The following is a 19,701-nucleotide window of genomic DNA, read 5'->3' as shown; positions in this document are numbered from 1 at the left end:
GATACGTTTCAGCCTTTTACCGCACGTAATGGCACCTGCGACGCTCGAACAGCCTCGGCTCAGCTTCGCGGACGTTAGAATGGCGGCTAGAACAAGAAAGATCGGCGCGCTTTTCCGATCGCGCCATCGCGCTATGCCGGATATGTCGATTCGCCCTTCGTGTCGCCTATGCGTTCAGGCACATGACCGGCAATAGGCAAGTGCGCACCATTAGCAGGATTCATGCCGCGACTCCATGAGCCATCGACGCCGCCATTGCCCGCCGAACATCTGCGGGTAGGCGATTGCGTGGTCGATATTCCCCTGCGCGAGATCCGCGCGCCCGGGGCGCGTCGGCCGCGCAGGATCACGCCCAAGTCGATGGGCGTGTTGCTCGTGCTCGTGGATCATGCCGACCGCGTGGTCAGCCGCGACGCGCTGCTGGCCGAGGTCTGGCCCGATACGCTGCCGACCGATGACGTGGTCACCCAGGCCGTCACCCAGCTGCGCAAGGCCTTCGACGAAGACCGCGGCAATCCGCGCTACATCGAAACCATCGCCAAGAACGGCTACCGCCTGCTGGCCAAGGTCGAGTGGCTGAGCCCGGAGGCGACCCCGGCGCACGACGCCGAGCCGGCCGTGGACGTGGAGCTGATCGGCGCCGGTAACGGCAATGGCCACGGCGCCGAGACGGCGCGGATCGACGAGCACGTCGAGCCGGTGCCGCTGCCGCTCCAGGCGCGGCCGCGCGGCACCTGGCATTCCATCCTCGGGGTGATCGCGGCGGTGGTGGCGCTGGTCGCCGGTCTGGTCTGGTGGTCGATGGCGCGGCAGCCCAGCGCGTCCGGCGCGGCCGTGGCGCCGCTGGACCCGGCCAGGATCGCCGGCGCGGCCCGGCCGTATCGCCTGATCACCTCGATGCCGGGCTTCGAGCTGGCCCCGACCCTGTCGCCCGACGCCGCCCTGGTCGCCTACGTGGCGGTGCCCGAAGGCCAGCGCGGCACCGCGATCCTGGTTCAGACCACCGACCAGACCCCGCCGCGGCAGCTGACCCGGCCCAGCGGTCTGGCCGAGGACAGCGCCCCGTCCTGGTCGCCGGACGGCCGTTCGATCGCATTCCTGCGGGTCGAGCCGGGCGTGTCCTGCGAAGTGCTGATGATCGCCGCCAACGGCGGCGCCGAGCGCGACATCGGCACCTGCGATCCGCGCAGCCCGCCGACCTTCGAATGGACCCCCGACGGCCGCGGCCTGATCTTCGGCAGCATGCTCACCGCGCAGGGCCTGGTCGGCATGCGCGTGCTGGATCTGGCCAGCGGCGAATGGCGCGCGGTGCCGTATCGCCCCGGCGCCGGCAATGTCGATCTGTCGCCGCGGTTCTCGCCCGACGGCCGCTGGATCGTGTTCCTGCGCAACAACCCGCAAGGCGACTTCTGGCGCCTGCCGGCCGAGGGCGGCACCGCCGAGCGCCTGAGCCAGCTCAGCGCCGACGTGCGCGGCTGGGACTGGTTGCCCGACAGCCGCAGCATCCTGTTCGGCCGCATGATCGACGGCGATACCCGCATGTTCCGCCTGGACCTGGAAACCGGCCAGGCCCGCGACCTGGGCATCGAATCGGCGCAGGCGCCGGCGGTCGCGGCGGCGCGGCCGGCCGCGGCCTTCGTCCAGCGCAAACCGTATTTCGGCCTGTTCCGGGTCGTGCTCGGCGACAGCAGCAAGGGCGCGGTGCACGTGGTCGATCCGCTGTTCCCGTCCTCGGCGCGCGACATGCTGCCGATGGTGGCGCCGGATGGCCGCCAGATCGTGTTCTTCTCCGACCGCTCCGGCAGCAACCATCTGTGGTGGGCCGACCTGGATCAGCCCGACTCGCTGCGCATGCTGCAGGGCGTGCAGCCGGGCACGCGCTACGCCGCGTCGTGGTCGGCCGACAGCACCCGCGTCACCGTGGTCGGGCCGGACGCCGACGGTCGCAACGTGGTCTACGAGATCGTCCCCGCCAGCGGCCGGGTCAACCGCCTGCCGATTCCCGCCGGCGAGCCGGTGCAGGCGCTGCAACCGTCCGATCCGGGCCGGCTGCTGATCCTGACCAGCGTCGGCGACGGCCGCCTGCGCCTGAACCTGTTCGACCGCCAGCGCACGCCGTGGCGCCTGGCCGGCGCCATCGACGACATCTCCCAGGTCCGGGTGGACGGCGCCCGCAACCGCCTGCTGTTCACCCGCCAGACCCAGACCGGCCTGTGGCAGTCCGATCTGGCCCTGACCGCGTCCAGCGTGCGTCGCATCGACGACAGCGAACCGGTCGCCGAGCGCTACCGGCTGTGGGACGTGGCGACGGAAACCGGCGAGTTGCGCTACCTGGACCAGCAACCGACCTGCCTGGCGATGCTGCGCCGGATCGCCTCCCCGCAGTTGCCGCCGTCGGTGCTGTGCCTGGACCAAAGCCGGCGTTCGGCCCCCAACGGATTCAGCCTGAGCCCGCGCGGCGACACCGTGTATTTGTCGCTGGCGAAGTGGGACGGCGCCGATATCGGTTACATGGATCTGCCCGAAGAGCCGAAGACCTTCGTTCCGGGCTGGCTCAACTAATTGATTCGAAAGTAAAAACCTCTTTCGGAAAAGCTTCGGTTGTGACGTCGTTCCGAATTCGTCTAACTCTCCGTCAAATTTCCGGCACCGGGTTCGTTGCTCAGGCAAATAAAAACCTCATTCCCCGCAAATGAGGTGGACCAATGGAGCAAGCATTGTGGGCCGATCGCGGACAGCTTCTGCAGCTGGACGCTCAGGATCTGTCCGTTCAGGCAAGTTGCGTCGGCGTCTCGCGACTGGGCAGCGCCCAGTTGTCCGGAACTCACTTCTCGATCTGGGTACAGCTGCGCGGCAGCTCCTGGGTCGAGGCCAAAGAAGGCAAGTTCCGCCTCAAGCGCGGTGACTGGATCGCGTTCGAGCGCGACTCCAAGCCGGTCCTGCAGGCCGACCGTTACGGCGTGTGCATCGGTCTGAACCTGACCGCCGACGCGATCAAGTCGATGGCCCGCCTGGCCGACAGCAGCCTGTACGCCGGCCGCGGCCGCATGAGCCGTCACGACGCCCGCATCGCCCTGCGCCTGTGGCGCCAGGCCCATGCCCGCGGCGGCGAGGCCGATACCGGCTTCGACATCAACGCCCTGCGTCCGATCCTGCTGCACCTGGCCGGCGTCCAGCGCGACCTGACCGCCCGCATCCAGCGTTGCCCGGGCCGCTCGCGCAGCCGCAAGCGCCAGGTGTTCGGCCGTCTGCAACGCGCCCGCCTGTACCTGGAAGGCAACTGCGACCGCGTCGTGCGCATCAGCGAGCTGGCCGAGCTGACCAGTTTCTCGAGCTGGTACTTCTCCAAGACCTTCCACAGCCTGTACGAGGAAAGCCCGCAGGCCGCTTCGGCGCGCATGCGCCTGGAGCACGCGGCGGACTTGTTGAAGAACACCTCGATGATGATCGGCGAAGTCGCGGCCGCCAGCGGTTTCGACAACTGCTGCAGCTTCGCTCGCGCCTTCCGCGCCCGCTTCGGCACCTCGGCCACGCGTTACCGCAGCGCCGCGGCCAGCGCCAAGCTCGAGTCGGCCAAGCCGGCGGTGGCGCCGATGCGCAAGTTGGCGATGGCGAGCTGAGTCCCGCGACGGCGCAAGCTGTCGGGACGAAAGCGGTACGAAAGATCCAAGCGGTTGTACGAAAGAAGTAAGTCTGTGAGCGCGTCGCAGGTGATCGCGGCGTAAGTCACCGATAGTTGTCCGGCAAGACCGCACCACCTGGCGCCCGCTGTACGCCTGCCCGATCCATCGCGCAGACGCGTGCCCGCCAGCCTCCCCCCGCGGCAGTTACACGATCCGATGAAGACCGCCGAGGTTTCGACTGCGCGCCCGCGCGCAGCGAAGCCTCGGCGCCGGTCCGGCGCAAGGCCGGGCGCGGTCGTCGCGATGGCGCGCACACACTTTCCATTCGATCCGGCTCGCATCGGCGCAATGCCGTGCGCGTTGCGCTCGATCATCGCCGTGGCGATCGCTGCCGCGCTCGCGTGCGTAAGCGACACCGCATGCAGACAGATACGAGTTCGCTGAACATCGCCCGCGCGTCATCGATGCGCGATTCATCGCCGTGCATTCGCATCGCGAAGAACGTGATCCACACAAAACGTATCGAAAATTGTGCGAGCCGATTCGGCAAAGCGTGCGAGCACTCAACGCAAAATTGACGCGATATGTGCCGAGATTCAATTGATGAATGCGCTGTCGGTCAAAAATTACGCCAACACATCACATTTCAGGCGCGCTGCGCGTTTCTTACTGTGACGTGACCCAGACCGCGAGGGCTGATTCGGCAAAGTCACCCGGCGTCACCCGCAAAGCAGCATCGCCACTTCGAACGTAATTTTGCAGGGCGTTTTAACACGCCCATAACGAGATTACTGGAGAGAGATAGATGAACCATCGCAGTCTGCGCCCCTCGGCGCGGTACGGCTTGTTGCCGTCCGCTATCGCCGCGGCGTTAGTGTCGGCTCTGGTCCCGGCGATTGCCGGCGCCCAGGAAGCTGACGCCTCCAAAACCCCCACCACCCTCGACCGCATCGAAGTCACCGGTTCGCGCATCCGTCAGGCGAATCTGGAAACCTCGCAGCCGGTCGTCACGATGACCCGCGCCGAAATCCAGAAGCAGGGTTTCACCAGCATCGCGGACATCGTCCAGAACATCACCGCTACCGGTTCGCCGGCGATCTCGCGCGCTGACGCGTTGGCGTCGGGCGAAGACGTGGGCGGCCAGTATGTCGATCTGCGCAACCTCGGTCCGCAGCGCACCCTGGTGCTGATCGACGGCAAGCGCATGGGCATCAGCTCCAGCGGCTACTCCGACCTGGCAGCGATCCCGAGCTCGATCGTCGAGCGCATCGAAGTCCTCACCGACGGCGCTTCGGCGCTGTACGGCTCCGACGCGATCGCCGGCGTGGTCAACATCATCACCCGCAAGCGTTTCGACGGCCTGGAAGGCAGCGCGTACCTGGGCCAGTACGGTCAGGGCGACGGCACGAAGGAAGTCTATAACTTCGTCATCGGTCAGACCGGTGAGCGCGGTTCGGTGACCTTGGGCGCGGAATACAGCAAGGAAGATCCGGTCTATGCACGCGACCGCGACTTCACTGCCTCCCCGCAGGGCCGCGCGCATCCGACGCCGGATCTGGGTGGTCCCAACGGCGGCGTTCGCAGCAACGGTTGGAGCGGCATCAATCAGTGGGGCACGCTGTTCGATAACAACGGCACTCCCGACAATAAGCTCGACGACCGTCAGCTGACCGCCAACCGCGGCACGACCAACACCAAAGACAAGAACAACTTCCACGACACCAACGGTCTGCTGGACCAGGCTAACGCCAACCAGCAGATGTACCTGTCCACGGGTCTGGAGCGTCGTTCGGTGTTCGCCAACGCCGAGTTCGATATCACCGACAACGTCCGCGCCAAGGCCGACGTGCTGTATACCGATCGCGAAGCGACCCAGCAGATCGCGGGCTATCCGTTCCGCTCGACCGGTTTCAGCGATCGCTATGACGGCGACCTGAGCCTGAAGGCCGACAGCGCGTTCAACCCGCTCGGCCGTGACGCCAATTTCTACCGCCGTGGTTGGGAAGTGCCGCGTCAGACCAAGTCCGAGCTGACCACCTATCGCTTCAGCGGTGGCCTGGAAGGTTCGTTCGACTTCGCCGGCAAGCCGTGGGATTGGGACGTCGGTTACCTGTACAACCAGAACAAGGGCGTCAAGACCGGCACCGGCAATCTGTTCCTGCCGAACGTCGAGAAGGCGCTGGGCCCGTCGTTCGTCGATGCCAGCGGCGTCGCGCGCTGCGGCACCGAAGCCAACCCGATCGCCGGCTGCTACGCCTGGAACCCGCTGCTGGGTCCGGACGTCAACGCCCCGGGTTCGCTGAACAACAAGGATCTGCAGAAGTTCCTGTACCTGCCGACCCACGACACCTCGACCACCAAGACCCAGGTCTACAGCCTCAACCTCAGCGGCGTGCTCGCCACGCTGCCGGCGGGCGACCTCGGCATCGCGGCGGGTTACGAGCACCGCAAGGAAGAGGCTCACTACTCGCCCGACGCGCTGCTGCAGTCGGGTCTGAGCACCGATCTGGCCGGTAGCGAAACCCAGGGCGGCTACTCGCTCGACGAGTTCTACGTCGAGTTGGCCGTGCCGGTGCTGTCGGATGTGGCCTTCGCGAAGGAACTGTCGTTCAACATCGCCGGCCGTTACTCCGACTACAACACCTTCGGCGACACCACCAACGGCAAGTTCAGCCTGAAGTGGAAGCCGATCGACGACCTGCTGATCCGCGGCACCTACGCGACGGGCTTCCGCGCCCCGACCGTGGCCGATCTGTACGGCGGCATCAGCGAGAGCTTCGACAACTACACCGATCCGTGCGACACGCTGTTCGGTTCGGCCGTGCGTAACCCGCAGGTCGCGACGCGTTGCGGCGCTGGCGGCGTTCCGGCGGGCTTCCGTCAGGTCGCTTCCGGCGGCAAGCCGGCGACCGGTCCGAACGCTCAGTCCGACAGCTCGTTCCTGTCGGGTTCGAACCCGAACCTGCTGCCGGAAACCTCGAAGTCCACCACCGTCGGTTTCGTCTACAGCCCGAGCTGGTTCAACGGCTTCGACATCAGCCTGGACTGGTGGAAGATCAAGATCGACGACGTGATCGCGGCTGAGACCGTCTCCTCGATCTTGAACAACTGCTACATCCTGGGTATCGATTCGGCTTGCGGTCGTTTCATCCGCGACACCGATCCGGACAACCTCGGCCAAGTCGTCGGCGTCACCCGTAACCTGATCAACGCCGGCTACCAGGAAACCGCGGGTTACGACCTGGGCATCTCCTACCGCCTGGCCGACACCCGTTACGGCAACTTCGCTTTCACCTGGAAGACCACCTACGTCGATTACCTGGAATACAAGCGCGACAACGAGTCCACGACTCCGGTCGAGCAGCGTTCCAGCTGGGTCGCCGACGGCGCGAGCAACTTCCGCGTGCGTTCGAACTTCAATGCCGATTGGAGCTGGGGCGACTTCGGCGCGAGCTGGGGCATCCGCTACTACTCGGGTCTGAAGGAAGAGTGCTCGTACGATCTGAACGGCGGCGCCGAGTGCGACAAGCCGGGCTACCGTTCGGCGTACAAGGGCGCGGTGCCGGTGCGTGAAGTCGGCGCCAACACCTTCCACGACGTGCAGGTCCGCTACAACACCCCGTGGAACGCCACGGTCTCGCTGGGCGCGAACAACGTGTTCGACCACATCGGCCAGACCATGTACAGCCAGCCGAACAGCAGCTTCAGCTACAACGGCAGCTTCGACATCGGCCGCTTCGTGTACATGAAGTACACCCAGCGCTTCTGATAAGAAGTCAGGCAGTACCGCAATACGACTACGGCCCCAAAAGGGGCCGTAGTTTTTTGTCGGTCGCCGTCTTGCCGGTCGGGTTCGTCGCCGCGAGGCGATCCGTGCACTAAGATGCGGGGCATCGCCCTTGCGCACGGCGGCGCTTAATTTGAATATCCTCAGAATCTTCAAGTTCGCCTTGTTGCTGCTGGTGTCGCAGGTAGCGATTGGGGCGTTGGCTCCAACGCTTACCGGTCATGAATCGGCTCTGACCTCGGTCCTCTATCTGGGGCTCGAAAACTTCATCACTGCCGTGGTCGTGATCGCGGTGTTCGCCAGGCTGGGGCGGGTCCAGGCGGCCTGGCCGTACTTGCATGCATTCTTTGTGGTCGTCTTGGCGCAACTGCTGGCCGCGGCCTCGCTTGCGGCCTTGTCCGCCATGGCGGAGCAAAGTCTGGATGCGCCGAACGGCTCGCTGCTCGAACAAGTCCTCTATGTCCTATGGGCCTACTCGGGCCTGACGGTCGGTCGGACGCTGCGGATCGACGCGGAAGAAAAGACCCGTGCGCGGTCGGCGAGCAACGGCTACATAAAGCACGGCGAGAATTGACCTGTGAAGCCGGCGTCGCCGCCCGGGCCGGCGCTTCGCGCTAAGATCGGACACAGGGGCAGAACTTCAAGCATGGACGCGGGCGCCTGCGGGCATCGGCGCGGTTTTTCGCATGTCCTGGACCACACGCACCACGACGAGGTGTCACGATGAAACTTCTAAAGCGCTGCGCGCTCACTGCGCTGCTTGGCCTGAGCTTGATGGCGACGGCGCAGGCGCAAACCATCGGCTACAACATACGCACCGGCGATGTCTGGGTGGATACGCGCCTGGGCGAGATCAACGATTACGGACGGCGTTATCCGGAACCCTTCGTCGATGAGGTCAGCGGCTACTACGGCGCGCCGCGGTCCTACGTCGAAGAGTTGTTGCAGCGCCGGCGTTGGGCGCCGGGCGATGTCTACTACGCTTGCGCGCTGGCGCGTTCACTCGGCGTGCCTTGCCAGAACGTGGTTCGCGAATACGACCGCAATCCGGGGCAGGGCTGGGGCGCGGTCGCGCAACGCATGGGCATCAAGCCCGGTTCGCCGGCCTTCCACGCGCTCAAGCGCGGCGCGGTGACCACCTACGATCGCTGGGGCTATCCGATCCGGGTCGATCAATCCGTGCACGTGAACTGGGCCGATCACGGTCCCGGCAAGGGCAAGGGCCACTCGAAAGGGCCGGGCGGGTCCAAGCACGATTCGTATCGCTACGACCATCCTTCGTCGAAAGGCCATGGAAAGGGCGGGTCGAAGGGCGATGATTTCCGCGGCAATGGGAAAGGGCACGGCAACGGCAAGGGACACGGCAACGACAAGGGAAATGGCAAAGGAAACGGCAAAGGCCATTGAGCCGCTGAGTATTCGCATGCGGGCGTTGCCCGCATGCAGTCGTTTACCGCGGCTCGCCAAGACCGCGAGCCGGATGTCCCCTCCTGAGCCCAGGAGGGGGCCGTGTTCGAACAAAGAAAAGATTAAGGCGAGAAGTAGGACGAAATACTCGACCACACCCCATCCAGGCGCGAGTACGAGTCCGGCTTGTCCGGGCCCAGCGATCCCTTTTTCTTGCACGCCGAGTAGCCGCCGTACAGGCCGCCGCGCAACTGGTAGTCGCCGGAGCTGTTGACCGTAAACAGCCCGGAACCCGACGAACCGCCTTCGGTCACGCCCGCATTCCAGACCACCTGGGTGAGCGGCGTCTTGCCGTCGAGCGTCGTCGACAAGCCTTTCACCGTGCCTTGCGAGTACTTCTTGAGATCGCCGGCGGGGTGGTGGATGCCTTCGATCGAAGTGCCGGTAGCGGCGATGGCCGCGGTGTTCCAACCGGCGTAGAACGCGCCCGTCGGCGGCGCGCTCTTCAGCTCCAGCAGCGAGGTGTCGCGAGTAGTGTCGGCGTGGCGCAGATAGGCGCCGCCGGACAAGGTGACCGCACTCGGATTGGCGGTGTCGTTATTGCAAGCGGTGGCGTCGAAGAACCAATAGGTCTGCAGCGTGTCGGCAACCGTCTGCGTGCTGATGCAATGCGCCGCGGTCCAGAACAGATTCCGCTTCGGCGAGTTGCTGTTGTTGAGCAGCGTTCCCGAGCACAGATACGACCCCGCGCTGGTGGTGAAAACCATCCGCGCCACCGCCTTGCTCGTATCGACAAAGCTGGCGCTCGGGTTGACGCGGCAGACGATGTCCTGCTCGCAGGCCTGGCTTGCGCCCACGCCGGAGGCCTTGGCGAATTCGCGCGAGCTGCCGGCCGGATCGATATCCAGATGCGACAGCTGCGGTACGGTCAGCGAGAAAGCATCGGGCCGTTGACCGGCGGCCAGGACGATTTCGACGGTGATCGTGTCGCCGGCGACCACCGGCGACCAACCCGGCGCCTTGCCGGAGAACGCGCCGCCGCCCTGGGCGAAGACGCGCCCGTCGCTGCCGGCGAAGCGGAACGTGACCGCCGAGGCGGCGGCTTTGCCGGTCGCCCGCAGTTGCAGGCCGGCCCGCAGCGCGACCGCATTGGTGGAGGTCAGGGTGAAGCGCGCGCCGCGCGAACCGTCGGCCAGGGTTTCCCAGTCCAGGCCTCCCAGGTCGATGCGGCTGCGGCCGACGTTGCGGGCGAAGCCGATCTCGAGCGGCTGACCGTTCTTGACCTGGTCGGCGCGACGGCCTCGGATCGCGGTGAGCGCGGCTTGTTCCGGCAGCCCCAGATCGACCGCCCGGATGGCCTTCGACTTGCTGTCGGTGGCGAACTCGACGCCGCCCAAGGCCTTGGCCGAAGGTGCCGCGGTGACGGGAGCGGGCCCCATTTCTTCCGCCGAAGCGATAGCCGTGAAACCCGACAATCCGGCGAGCAAGGCAAGCGATAGCGCGGTCTTTGCGATCATGGGCATGGATTCCTGAGTGCGGTGGGTAAGCCGGTAGCCCCATCGAAGCGGGAGAGGGGCAGTAGTTGTAACGCCGCCCACTCGCGGTCTCCCTACCCACTCGATGTGGACAGAAAGTGCCATCGGCGTGTTCGACCGTGAGAGCGGTCCCAATTTGCAGGTCGCCCAGACCGCGCGGCTATCGGCGCTGATGCCGGCCCCGGCGCGCGGCAAAAAAAAGGCCGCCCATCGGGGCGGCCCTTTGCATCCGGTCGTGCGATGCGGCGAATCGATCAGAAATTCGGCTTGTCGGCCTCGGCCGCGTAGCGCTCGATCGACTCCACCAGAATCTTCTTGGCTTCCTCGGCGTTGCCCCAACCGTCGAGCTTCACCCACTTGCCCTTCTCCAGGTCCTTGTAGTGCTCGAAGAAGTGGCCGATGCGCTCGAGCCAGTGCGGGCTGACCTGGTCGATGTCGTTGATGTGGCTGTAACCGGCGAAGACCTTGTCCACCGGCACGGCCAGGATCTTTTCGTCGCCGCCGGCCTCATCGACCATGCGCAGCACGCCGACCGGGCGGCAGCGGATCACCGAGCCGGGGATCAGCGGCAGCGGCAGCACCACCAGCACGTCGGCCGGGTCGCCGTCGCCGCAGACGGTGTGCGGCACGTAGCCGTAGTTGCAGGGGTAGCGCATCGGGGTCGAGAGGATGCGGTCGACGAAGATCGCGCCGGAGGCCTTATCGACCTCGTACTTGACCGGCTCGGCGTCCTTCGGGATTTCGATGATGACGTTGAGCTCGTGCGGCGGGTTCTTGCCGGTGGGAACGAGGTCCAGACCCATGTGTGCTCCGACTGCTGAGGCCCGCGCAGGTGCGGGCCGGATGAAAGAAAGGGGTGCGCCATTCTACGCGGCCGGCTGTTGCATTGCAGCACGAGGGGCCGGGCGGATCGGAGCGGGCCCGTCCGGCGCGTAAACGTCCAACCGGCGGCAAAGCCCGGTCTTCATGCGGCGAACGGCGGCGAAACGCGCGATCGAGCGCCGTGGTCCGACGGCGCCCCGGGAGGCGTCCAAAAAACGCAAATCCGTCGTCCAACGCCTGCGCGGCCGCCGGCTTGCCGGCGCCCGGCCCGGCTGTCTATCCTCGATTTAGATCGATATAAATCCGGGGGCGACGATGCAGTGGTGGGGGCATGTCCAGCAGGAGTTGGTCGGCTTTTTCGGCCTGGGCGCATTGCTGGAGCTGTTGGCCGAGCGTGGCTACCGGGCCCTGCTCAGCGCCGACGGCGCGGCGGCATTGCTGTATCCGGTGATCCCGGTCCTGCTGATCTATGAGCTGCTGCGCACCATCGCCCATCGCCAGTTCAAGCTCGAGGACTACAAGCTCCCGTTCCTGACCATGCTGGCCAACCGGCTGATCTCGGCGTTCCTGACCTTCGGCGTGGTCACCCTGTGCATCGGCCTGCTGCAGCCGTACGCGCCGTTCCAGGTCGGCATCAGCGTGCCGGGGCTGATCTACGGCTATCTGGTCTGGGAGTTCGCGCACTTCGTCTACCACTACCTCGCGCACAAGGTGCGGCTGCTGTGGTGTCTGCATTCGACCCATCACGCGCCGGTGGCGATGAATCTGTCGGTCAACTACGCGCACTTATTCCTGGAAGCGCCGTACGCGGACCTGATCCGCACCAGCATCTGCATCCTGGCCGGGGTGGAGCCGCCGCTGTTGCTGTTGATCATGTTCATCGACGGCCTGTGGGGACAGTTCATTCATCTGGGCGAACACGCGCTCAAGGACGGACGCCTGGGGTTCCTGCACCGGATCATCCTCACGCCCGCGCATCACCGCGTGCATCACGCGCGCAACGTGGTCTACATGGACACCAACTTCTGCAATCTGCTCAACGTCTGGGACCGCGTGTTTCGAACCTATCAACCGCAGCGCGAAGATGTGCGCATCGAGTACGGCATCACCCGGCCGATGAAGCCCGGCAGTTTTCTCGATGCCTATCTGGGCGAGTTCCATGCGCTGGGACGCGATATCGCCAAGGCGCCGGGATTGAAGAACAAGTTGCTGTATCTGGTGATGCCGCCGGGTTGGAGCCACGACGGCGACCACAAGACGGCTGAGGCAAGCAAACGTGCGTGGTTGGCGCAGCAGAGGGCATCGGTATGAAGCGTGGGTGTGGGTGGGGTGTGGCGGTGAGTCTGGTTTTGCTTGGGTCTTCGGCGCAGGCCTTGGAACCTGCGCGGGTTAACTTGGCGCTGAAACGTCCGACCACGGGCTCGACGATCTGCAAGCCCGGCGAGGAAGCGGAGAAAGCGGTCAACGGCTTGCTTGCCAGCAAAACCCACGACAAGTTCTGTTCGCTGGAGCAGCCGGCGTGGCTGCAGGTGGATCTGCAATCGCTGCGCACGCTGCACGGCTTCACGGTCAAGCATGCGCAGGCCGGCGCGGAACCGGCATCGATGAACACCCGCGCGTTCACCTTGTCGGTGTCGCCCGACGGCGCGACGTGGCGACAGGTGGTGAAGGTCGGCGACAACGTCGAAGGCGTCAGCACGCATCCCATCGCACCGGTGCAGGCGCGCTACGTGCGCCTGGAGGTAAGCCAGCCCGCGCAGGACCCGGCCGACCCGGCCATGCGGATCTACGAACTGGAAGTCTGGTAACCCACGGCCGCGGTCCGCGCCGGCCGCGGGCCGACCCTGGTGCCGACCCTAGCTTGGGTACGCCCTAGCTTGGATGCGGCCATACGTCTGCGTATCTATGGAGCTTCGAACTCCGTCCATCGCAGGTCCGACATGTCCGTACAGCTCGATGCCACCCGTCCCGCACCGCCCCCGGCCGACAGCTACTGGGACAACCCGGCCGCCAACGACCCGAGCCGTCTGCTCGATCCGCAGCCGCAGGTGACTGCCGATCCGGCCGCCTTGCTGGCGCCGGCGCAAAGCGCGGCGGCCAGCGACGCAGTCCGCATCGAAGGTACCGACACCAATCCGCAGCAGCGCAGCCAGGGCAGCACGCCCGACGGCAAGACCGTCCAGATCGACCCGCTGCATCAAGGCGCCGAAGTCTCGATCGCGCGCGAGCAGACCCTGGCCGACGCCGGCGGCGGCCGCACCTACGTCAGCACCGACCAAGTGGTGCTGAGCACCGGCGCGAAGAACGACGACGTGCAGATCACCCAGCGCGACGACGGCACCCTGGATGTCGGCGTCAACGGTGAGAAGTACGAGGTGCGCCTGGGCGAAAGCCAGGAACTCACCATCCGCAGCGGCGCCGGCAACGACACCATCAACGTCGCCTCCAACGTCAAGGTCAACATCGTCGTCGATGGCGGCGCGGGCGACGACAAGATCGCCACCGGCGCTGGCGCCGATCGCATCGACGGCGGCCTGGGCAACGACGACATCAGCACCGGCGCCGGCCGCGACGATGTGTTCGGCAACAGCGGCGACGATCGTCTCGACGCCGGCAGCGGCGACGACGTGGTCTATGGCGGCGACGGCGCTGATAGCCTGGCCGGCGGCGACGGCGTGGACTTCCTGGAAGGCGGCAAGGGCAACGACACGCTCGATGGCGGCGCCGGCAAGGACATGCTGTCCGGCGGCCTGGACGACGACACCTTGCGCGGCGGCGAAGGCGACGACGCGGTCTATACCGGCGCGGGCAAGGACACGGTCGATAACCAGTCCGGCACCGACACCGTCTACGCGCAGACCGCGGCCGACCTGATCAACGCCGCCGGCGGCGCCAAGAACACGGTGATCAACGTCGAGATCAGCTCCAGCAAGGGCGTGAGCATCGAAGGCTCGGATGCGTTCAAGCAGCGCGTCGGCGCCGAGATCGACTTCCTGCGCAGCTCGCCGAACGGGCAGCAGATGCTGGCCGAATTCGACAAGGCCGCCGCGCGCGGCAACACCGTGACCATCAAGGAACTGGCCAACGAGCAGAACGGCTACGCCCAGACCTTCAGCAACGACGCCGATATCGTCAACGGCAAGCCGGGCAAGGGCGGCGACGTGCAGATCAGTTACAACCCCTCGTTCCACATGGCCGAATTCCCGGCGCCGGTGGTGGTGCTGTATCACGAGATGTCGCATTCCTATAACGGCGTCAACGGCAGCTTCCAGCCGGGCACCTATCGCGGCACCGGTCCGGACGACGGCCGGGTGCCCAATGCCGAACGTCAGGCGGTGGGCCTGGAAACCAGCGCGCCGGCCTACGATTTCGACGGCGATCCCGGCACGCCCAAGACCACGGCCAATCCCGATCATCTGACCGAGAACGGCTTGCGCGGCGAACTCGGCTTGCCGGACCGGCCGAGCTACTCGCTCTGAATATCGCTGCCACTGTGGTTAGGTTAGGGGAGCCTGAAGGCAGCCCGCGTTCACCGCGGGCTGCCTTCGCTTTGTTTAGATTGCCGCGAGGTCTCTGTAGGAGGGGCTTGGGCCCCGATGCTGTTCGGTCCGATGCGGCGATCTGAAAGGAAAGCATCGGGGCTGAAGCCCCTCCCACAAAAACAGTACCGTTCCCCTTATCCGAGTCGCGGTATGAAATTTAAAAAATCTGCAGCCCGTTTCCCCATCGCGTTGCTGGCCATAGCCGCGGCAGCGTCGCCTCCCTGTTTCGCCGCGGAGCCCGGCCGGACCATGTCTGCTTCCACCCATGCCTCATCGGCCGCCGCGGCGACAACCCAGGTGCAAGGGCAGGGCGCCGAGCTGTCCGCGTCCTTCGCCTACGATCCGGCCAAGCGCGTGCTGCGGGTGGATTACCGATTGCGCAACACCGGCGCGCAGGCGTTGGCGGTGTTCGATCGCGGCGATCGCCATGCGCTCGCGAGCGGCCGGCAGAAAGCCGGCGCGATCGCCGCGCCGACATTGCGCAGCATCGGCGACGACGTCGTGCTCGAACACATCGCCCTGCCGTTGCCGCGCCCGGCGCCGGTATCGCCGCCCACGCCGCTGGCGACGAAGCTCGCGGCGGGCGCGCAGTCCAACGGGCATTTCGAATTCGCATTGCCCGGCCTGCAGGCGCCGAAGCGATTGCGCTGGTGCCTGGGCGTGGCCGCGTTTGCCGACGCCGACTTCAACTCGCCCGAGCAGGTCGGCGATGTCGAAATCTGGCGCGCGTCGTTCGCCGTGGCCGAACGTCAGCAGACGCTGTGCACGCCTTGGTTCGATGTCGCGCGCATGGCTTTTGAATCTTGAAGCCCACAATGGCGCCGCGCCTTGCTGCAGGCGCGGCGCGTGAGCGCAGCGGCTGCGCTCACGCATAGGCCGAGCGATCGACCGAGATCGCTTACGGAAGCAACTGCGAAAGCTCCGCCTCGCTGAACCCGATATCGCTGCGCTCGCCGCGATCGGCGATGATCTTCTTCGCGATCAACTCATTGGCCGGCGCCAGGGTGCTGAAGTGGGTCGCGCGCGGGATCAGGAAATACTTCGCCTGCGGGCTTTGATTGAGCTTGCGCAACAGCAGCAGGTCTTCGGTGTTGGCATCGTGGTCGCCTTCGAACACGAACACCGGGCTGCGGATCGACGCGGTCCAATGTACCGGCGAGCGCAGGCGGATCGCCGCTTCGTTGTCCAATGCCACCGGCAGCATGCCTTCGCCGTAGCCGGACACGTCCGCGACCGGGCCGAAGGCGAACACGCCGCGGAAACGCGGGTCGGTTTCGGCGACCAACAGCACCAGCGTGCCGCCGGTGCTGTGTCCGCCCAGGTAGATGCGCTTGGGATCGACGAAATCGAGCTTGGCCAGATAATCGGCTGCGGCCAGGATGTCCTGCACTTCGCCGTAGAAGGCTTCGCGCACGCCGGGGTTGTCGTTGCCGCCGCGCAGCGAGGGATACATCGTCACCACGCCGGCCTGGCGAAACGCCATCGCGCTTTGATCGTTGTCGCGCGACTGCGGCGTCCACGAATCGCCGATGGTGTTGGAGTCGCCGCCGCTGATCCAGATGATCGCAGGGTGCTTGCCCGGCTGGGCGGGGCGCGGACTCAGATAGGCGGCCAGCTCGCCGGCCGCGGCCGGATAGCGCACCAGATCGAGCGTGCCCGGGGGCGGCACCGGCACCGGCGTGCCGTCGCGCTGCTGGCGGATCAGTTGCGGATCGACCGAGGCGCGGGCCTGGGTGAGGGTTTTCGCTTCCGCGTCTGCATTCGAAGCCGCGCCCGGCGCGCTCGCATCGGCGCCGGAGCGCGAGCAACCGCCGACGATCAGCGCGAACATCAGCAGCCATCCATAGTTCGTTTTCATCGTGTCCTTCCTGTGAGGCCCGTGGCGAGCGCGGGCGTTGAGCCTGAATGGTTCGGCGCAATCATAACTACAACCTGCGCATGCTTCGGAATCTGTTGTAGGAGGGGCTTCAGCCCCGATGCTTTTCTTTCAGATCGCCGTGCCGGATCGAAAAGCATCGGGGCTAAAGCTCCCTCCCACAACAGCCCCCTCCCACTGCAACGCCGAAAACGAAAACGGCGGCCGAAGCCGCCGTCGTCGCATGCAGCTTGCGCCGCCGGTGTTACTCGACGGTGATCTCGACCCGACGCGCTTCCTTGGCATCGCCGCTGCCGGTAGCGATCGCCGGCTTGTCGAGGACGATGCGGTCGGCCGCGATGCCCTGCGATTCCAGCCACTGCTGCACCGCCTGCGCACGCTTCTTGGCCAGCTCCGCGTTGGTCGCGGCGGTGCCGGTCTCGTCGTGGAAGCCGGAGATGCGCGCCTTGGTGTTGGCGTCGTCCTTGAGCGCGGCGACCACGCCGGCCAGATCGGCTTCGGCATTGGCCGGCGGCTGCGACTTGCCGACGTCGAAGTAGAGCTTGGCGCTGCGCTGCGGCGCTGCGGCGTCGCTTGCATTCGCATCACCGCTCGCGGTGGCCGAAGCGCTTGCATCGGAGGCCGGAGCTTCGGCGGCGGGCTCGCCGCCTGCATCGGACCCCATCGAGCTGTCGGCCGGCGCGGTCAGCGCCGGCTGCGGGGCGCCGGCATCGGAGGCGTTCAGATCGCCGACCGGCAACAGCGGCACCAGCAGCAGCGCGACGATGTTGATGATCTTGATCAGCGGATTGATCGCCGGGCCGGCGGTGTCCTTGTACGGGTCGCCGACGGTGTCGCCGGTGACCGCGGCCTTGTGCGCCTCCGAACCCTTGCCGCCGTGATGACCGTCCTCGATGTACTTCTTGGCGTTGTCCCAGGCGCCGCCGCCGGTGGTCATGGAGATGGCGACGAAGATGCCGGTGACGATGGTGCCGATCAACAGGCCGCCGAGCGCCTTCGGACCCAGCAGCAGGCCGATCACCACCGGCACCGCGACCGGCAGCAGCGAGGGCACGACCATTTCCTTGATCGCCGACTTGGTCAGCATGTCCACGGCTTTGTCGTACTGCGGCTTGCCGGTGCCTTCCATGATGCCGGGAATGTCGCGGAACTGACGCCGCACTTCCTCGACCACCGCGCCGGCCGCGCGGCCGACGGCTTCCATCGCCATCGCGCCGAACAGATACGGAATCAGGCCGCCGATCAGCAGGCCGATGATCACCATGTGGTCGGACAGATCGAAGTTGAACACCGCGCCCGGATGCGCGGCCTGCAGGTTGTGCGTGTAATCGGCGAACAACACCAGCGCGGCCAGCGCGGCCGAACCGATCGCATAGCCCTTGGTCACCGCCTTGGTGGTGTTGCCGACCGCGTCCAGCGGATCGGTGATGGCGCGGATTTCCGGCGGAAGCTCGGCCATCTCGGCGATGCCGCCGGCGTTGTCGGTGATCGGGCCGTAGGCGTCGAGCGCCACGATCATGCCGGCCATCGACAGCATCGAGGTCGCGGCGATGGCGATGCCGTACAGGCCGGCGAGGTAGTGCGAACCCCAGATCGCCACGCACACCGCGATCACCGGCAGCGCGGTCGATTTCATCGACACGCCCAGGCCGGCGATGATGTTGGTGCCGTGACCGGTGGTGGAAGCCTGCGCGACATGCTTGACCGGTGCGTACTGGGTGCCGGTGTAGTACTCGGTGATCCACACGATCACGCCGGTGAGGATCAGGCCGATCAGCGCGCAGCCGTAGACGTTCATCGCGCCGAAGCTGGAATCGCGCATCAGCTCGGTGGTGATCGGATAGAACGCGATCGCCGCCAGCACCGCCGAGACGATCACGCCCTTGTACAACGCGCCCATGATCGAGCCGCCGGTCTTCACCTTGACGAAGAACGCGCCGATGATCGAAGCGATGATCGACACGCCGCCCAGCACCAGCGGATACAGCACGCCGTTGCCGCCGACCTCGCTGGCCATCAGCGAGCCCAGCAGCATGGTCGCGATCACCGTCACCGCATAGGTTTCGAACAAGTCCGCGGCCATGCCGGCGCAGTCGCCGACGTTGTCGCCGACGTTGTCGGCGATCACCGCCGGGTTGCGCGGGTCGTCCTCGGGAATGCCGGCTTCGACCTTGCCGACCAGGTCGGCGCCGACGTCGGCGCCCTTGGTGAAGATGCCGCCGCCCAGTCGGGCGAAGATCGAGATCAGCGAGGAACCGAAGGCCAGGCCGACCAGCGCGTGCAGGGCTTTTTCGCCGCTGACGCCCATCTTGGCCAGCGCCAGCCAGTAACCGGCCACGCCCAGCAGGCCCAGGCCGACCACCAGCATGCCGGTGATGGCGCCGCCGCGGAAGGCCACGTCCATCGCCGGGCCCATGCCCTTGCGCGCGGCTTCGGCGGTGCGCACGTTGGCGCGCACCGAGACGTTCATGCCGATGTAGCCGGCCGCGCCCGACAGCACCGCGCCGATCAAAAAGCCGATCGCGGTATGCCAGTTGAGGAAGATGCCGATCAGTACGAACAACACCGCGCCGGCGATGGCGATGGTGGTGTATTGGCGATTGAGATAGGCGCGTGCGCCTTCCTGGATCGCGCCGGCGATCTCCTGCATGCGTGCGTTGCCGGCGGGTTGAGCGCTGATCCAGCGCGCGGACACGATGCCGTAAAGGATCGCGATGACGGCGCAGCCTAGCGCCAGAATCAAACCGTACTGCTCCAGCATGAACCCCTCCCCGAGTTAGAAAGTGGACATCACAGGACAACGGATCGAGTTGTAAGCCGCGAATTCGCTCGTTGGCCGATGTGCCGTGGAATCGCGTCCCGCGCGCTGCGCGTGCTGCATTGCAGCGACGCCGTGTTGCGAACACGGCGTGGGCCGACTATGGCATAGGCACTGGGCCGACGAAACCACGCGCCGTTGACGCGCCGGGGGCGCGGAGACATTCGATGCGGGCTTGCGACCCGTGTCACGGAACCCGTCCGGTTTGTTCCCGACTCGATCCCGGCGCGGGCTTGACCTGCGTCCATGGGCGGGAGCGGTTTGAGGCTGAATGCGTGATCGGGACGTGGG

13 protein-coding genes and 1 pseudogene are annotated in these 19,701 nt (G+C 66.1%); 9 read left to right on the top strand and 5 right to left on the bottom strand.

Annotated features, from left to right (window positions below):
• Positions 1-222 precede the first annotated feature (222 nt).
• The 5 genes from AB4Y92_RS15365 to AB4Y92_RS15345 all read left to right on the top strand — a co-directional run bounded on the left by AB4Y92_RS15365 (position 223) and on the right by AB4Y92_RS15345 (position 8,817).
• Complete coding sequence (locus AB4Y92_RS15365; protein ID WP_441820448.1) at positions 223-2,562, top strand: winged helix-turn-helix domain-containing protein; 2,340 nt, start codon at positions 223-225, stop codon at positions 2,560-2,562.
• Between the two features lie 143 nt (positions 2,563-2,705).
• Positions 2,706-3,620: a helix-turn-helix domain-containing protein gene (locus AB4Y92_RS15360; RefSeq protein WP_441820447.1), complete on the top strand. Its 915-nt coding sequence runs from the start codon at positions 2,706-2,708 to the stop codon at positions 3,618-3,620.
• 808 nt (positions 3,621-4,428) lie between these two features.
• Positions 4,429-7,392, top strand: a complete 2,964-nt coding sequence (locus tag AB4Y92_RS15355; RefSeq protein WP_441820446.1) for a TonB-dependent receptor plug domain-containing protein — start codon at positions 4,429-4,431, stop codon at positions 7,390-7,392.
• A gap of 151 nt (positions 7,393-7,543) precedes the next feature.
• Positions 7,544-7,984: a hypothetical protein gene (locus AB4Y92_RS15350; protein WP_441820445.1), complete on the top strand. Its 441-nt coding sequence runs from the start codon at positions 7,544-7,546 to the stop codon at positions 7,982-7,984.
• 149 nt (positions 7,985-8,133) lie between these two features.
• Positions 8,134-8,817, top strand: a complete 684-nt coding sequence (locus tag AB4Y92_RS15345) for a hypothetical protein (protein WP_441820444.1) — start codon at positions 8,134-8,136, stop codon at positions 8,815-8,817.
• 122 nt (positions 8,818-8,939) lie between these two features.
• Here the strand turns inward: AB4Y92_RS15345 and AB4Y92_RS15340 are convergent, their stop codons facing one another.
• A complete protein-coding gene (locus AB4Y92_RS15340) occupies positions 8,940-10,334 on the bottom strand; it encodes a trypsin-like serine peptidase (protein ID WP_441820443.1) in 1,395 nt (464 codons plus the stop codon).
• 272 nt (positions 10,335-10,606) lie between these two features.
• The gene (ppa, locus tag AB4Y92_RS15335) at positions 10,607-11,155 is read right to left on the bottom strand and encodes an inorganic diphosphatase (protein ID WP_215055643.1); all 549 of its coding nucleotides are present in this window, start codon (positions 11,153-11,155) and stop codon (positions 10,607-10,609) included.
• Between the two features lie 334 nt (positions 11,156-11,489).
• On the opposite strand from ppa, the gene AB4Y92_RS15330 reads away from it, so the two are divergent.
• From AB4Y92_RS15330 to AB4Y92_RS15315, 4 genes are all read left to right on the top strand, one after another.
• Entirely contained in the window at positions 11,490-12,485 is a 996-nt protein-coding gene (locus AB4Y92_RS15330) for a sterol desaturase family protein (RefSeq protein ID WP_441820442.1), read from the top strand.
• Between the two features lie 83 nt (positions 12,486-12,568).
• Positions 12,569-12,982, top strand: a complete 414-nt coding sequence (locus tag AB4Y92_RS15325; protein ID WP_441820441.1) for a discoidin domain-containing protein — start codon at positions 12,569-12,571, stop codon at positions 12,980-12,982.
• A gap of 132 nt (positions 12,983-13,114) precedes the next feature.
• Positions 13,115-14,653: a M91 family zinc metallopeptidase gene (locus AB4Y92_RS15320; RefSeq protein WP_441820440.1), complete on the top strand. Its 1,539-nt coding sequence runs from the start codon at positions 13,115-13,117 to the stop codon at positions 14,651-14,653.
• A gap of 117 nt (positions 14,654-14,770) precedes the next feature.
• A complete protein-coding gene (locus AB4Y92_RS15315) occupies positions 14,771-15,523 on the top strand; it encodes a hypothetical protein (protein WP_441820439.1) in 753 nt (250 codons plus the stop codon).
• Between the two features lie 91 nt (positions 15,524-15,614).
• Here AB4Y92_RS15315 and AB4Y92_RS15310 read toward each other — a convergent pair whose 3' ends face one another.
• The 3 genes and pseudogenes from AB4Y92_RS15310 to AB4Y92_RS15300 form a co-directional block, all read right to left on the bottom strand.
• Entirely contained in the window at positions 15,615-16,574 is a 960-nt protein-coding gene (locus tag AB4Y92_RS15310; RefSeq protein ID WP_441820438.1) for an alpha/beta hydrolase family protein, read from the bottom strand.
• A 262-nt stretch (positions 16,575-16,836) separates the two neighbouring features.
• Complete coding sequence (locus AB4Y92_RS15305) at positions 16,837-17,256, bottom strand: OmpA family protein (protein WP_441820555.1); 420 nt, start codon at positions 17,254-17,256, stop codon at positions 16,837-16,839.
• A gap of 72 nt (positions 17,257-17,328) precedes the next feature.
• Positions 17,329-19,353: pseudogene (locus AB4Y92_RS15300) on the bottom strand (sodium-translocating pyrophosphatase); the annotation flags it as partial.
• Positions 19,354-19,701: the final 348 nt, after the last annotated feature.

Source organism: Lysobacter sp. TAB13 (genome assembly GCF_052113885.1).
GTDB classification, from domain to species: Bacteria; Pseudomonadota; Gammaproteobacteria; order Xanthomonadales; family Xanthomonadaceae; genus Lysobacter; species Lysobacter gummosus.
This window is presented reverse-complemented; position numbering and strand designations above follow the sequence as displayed.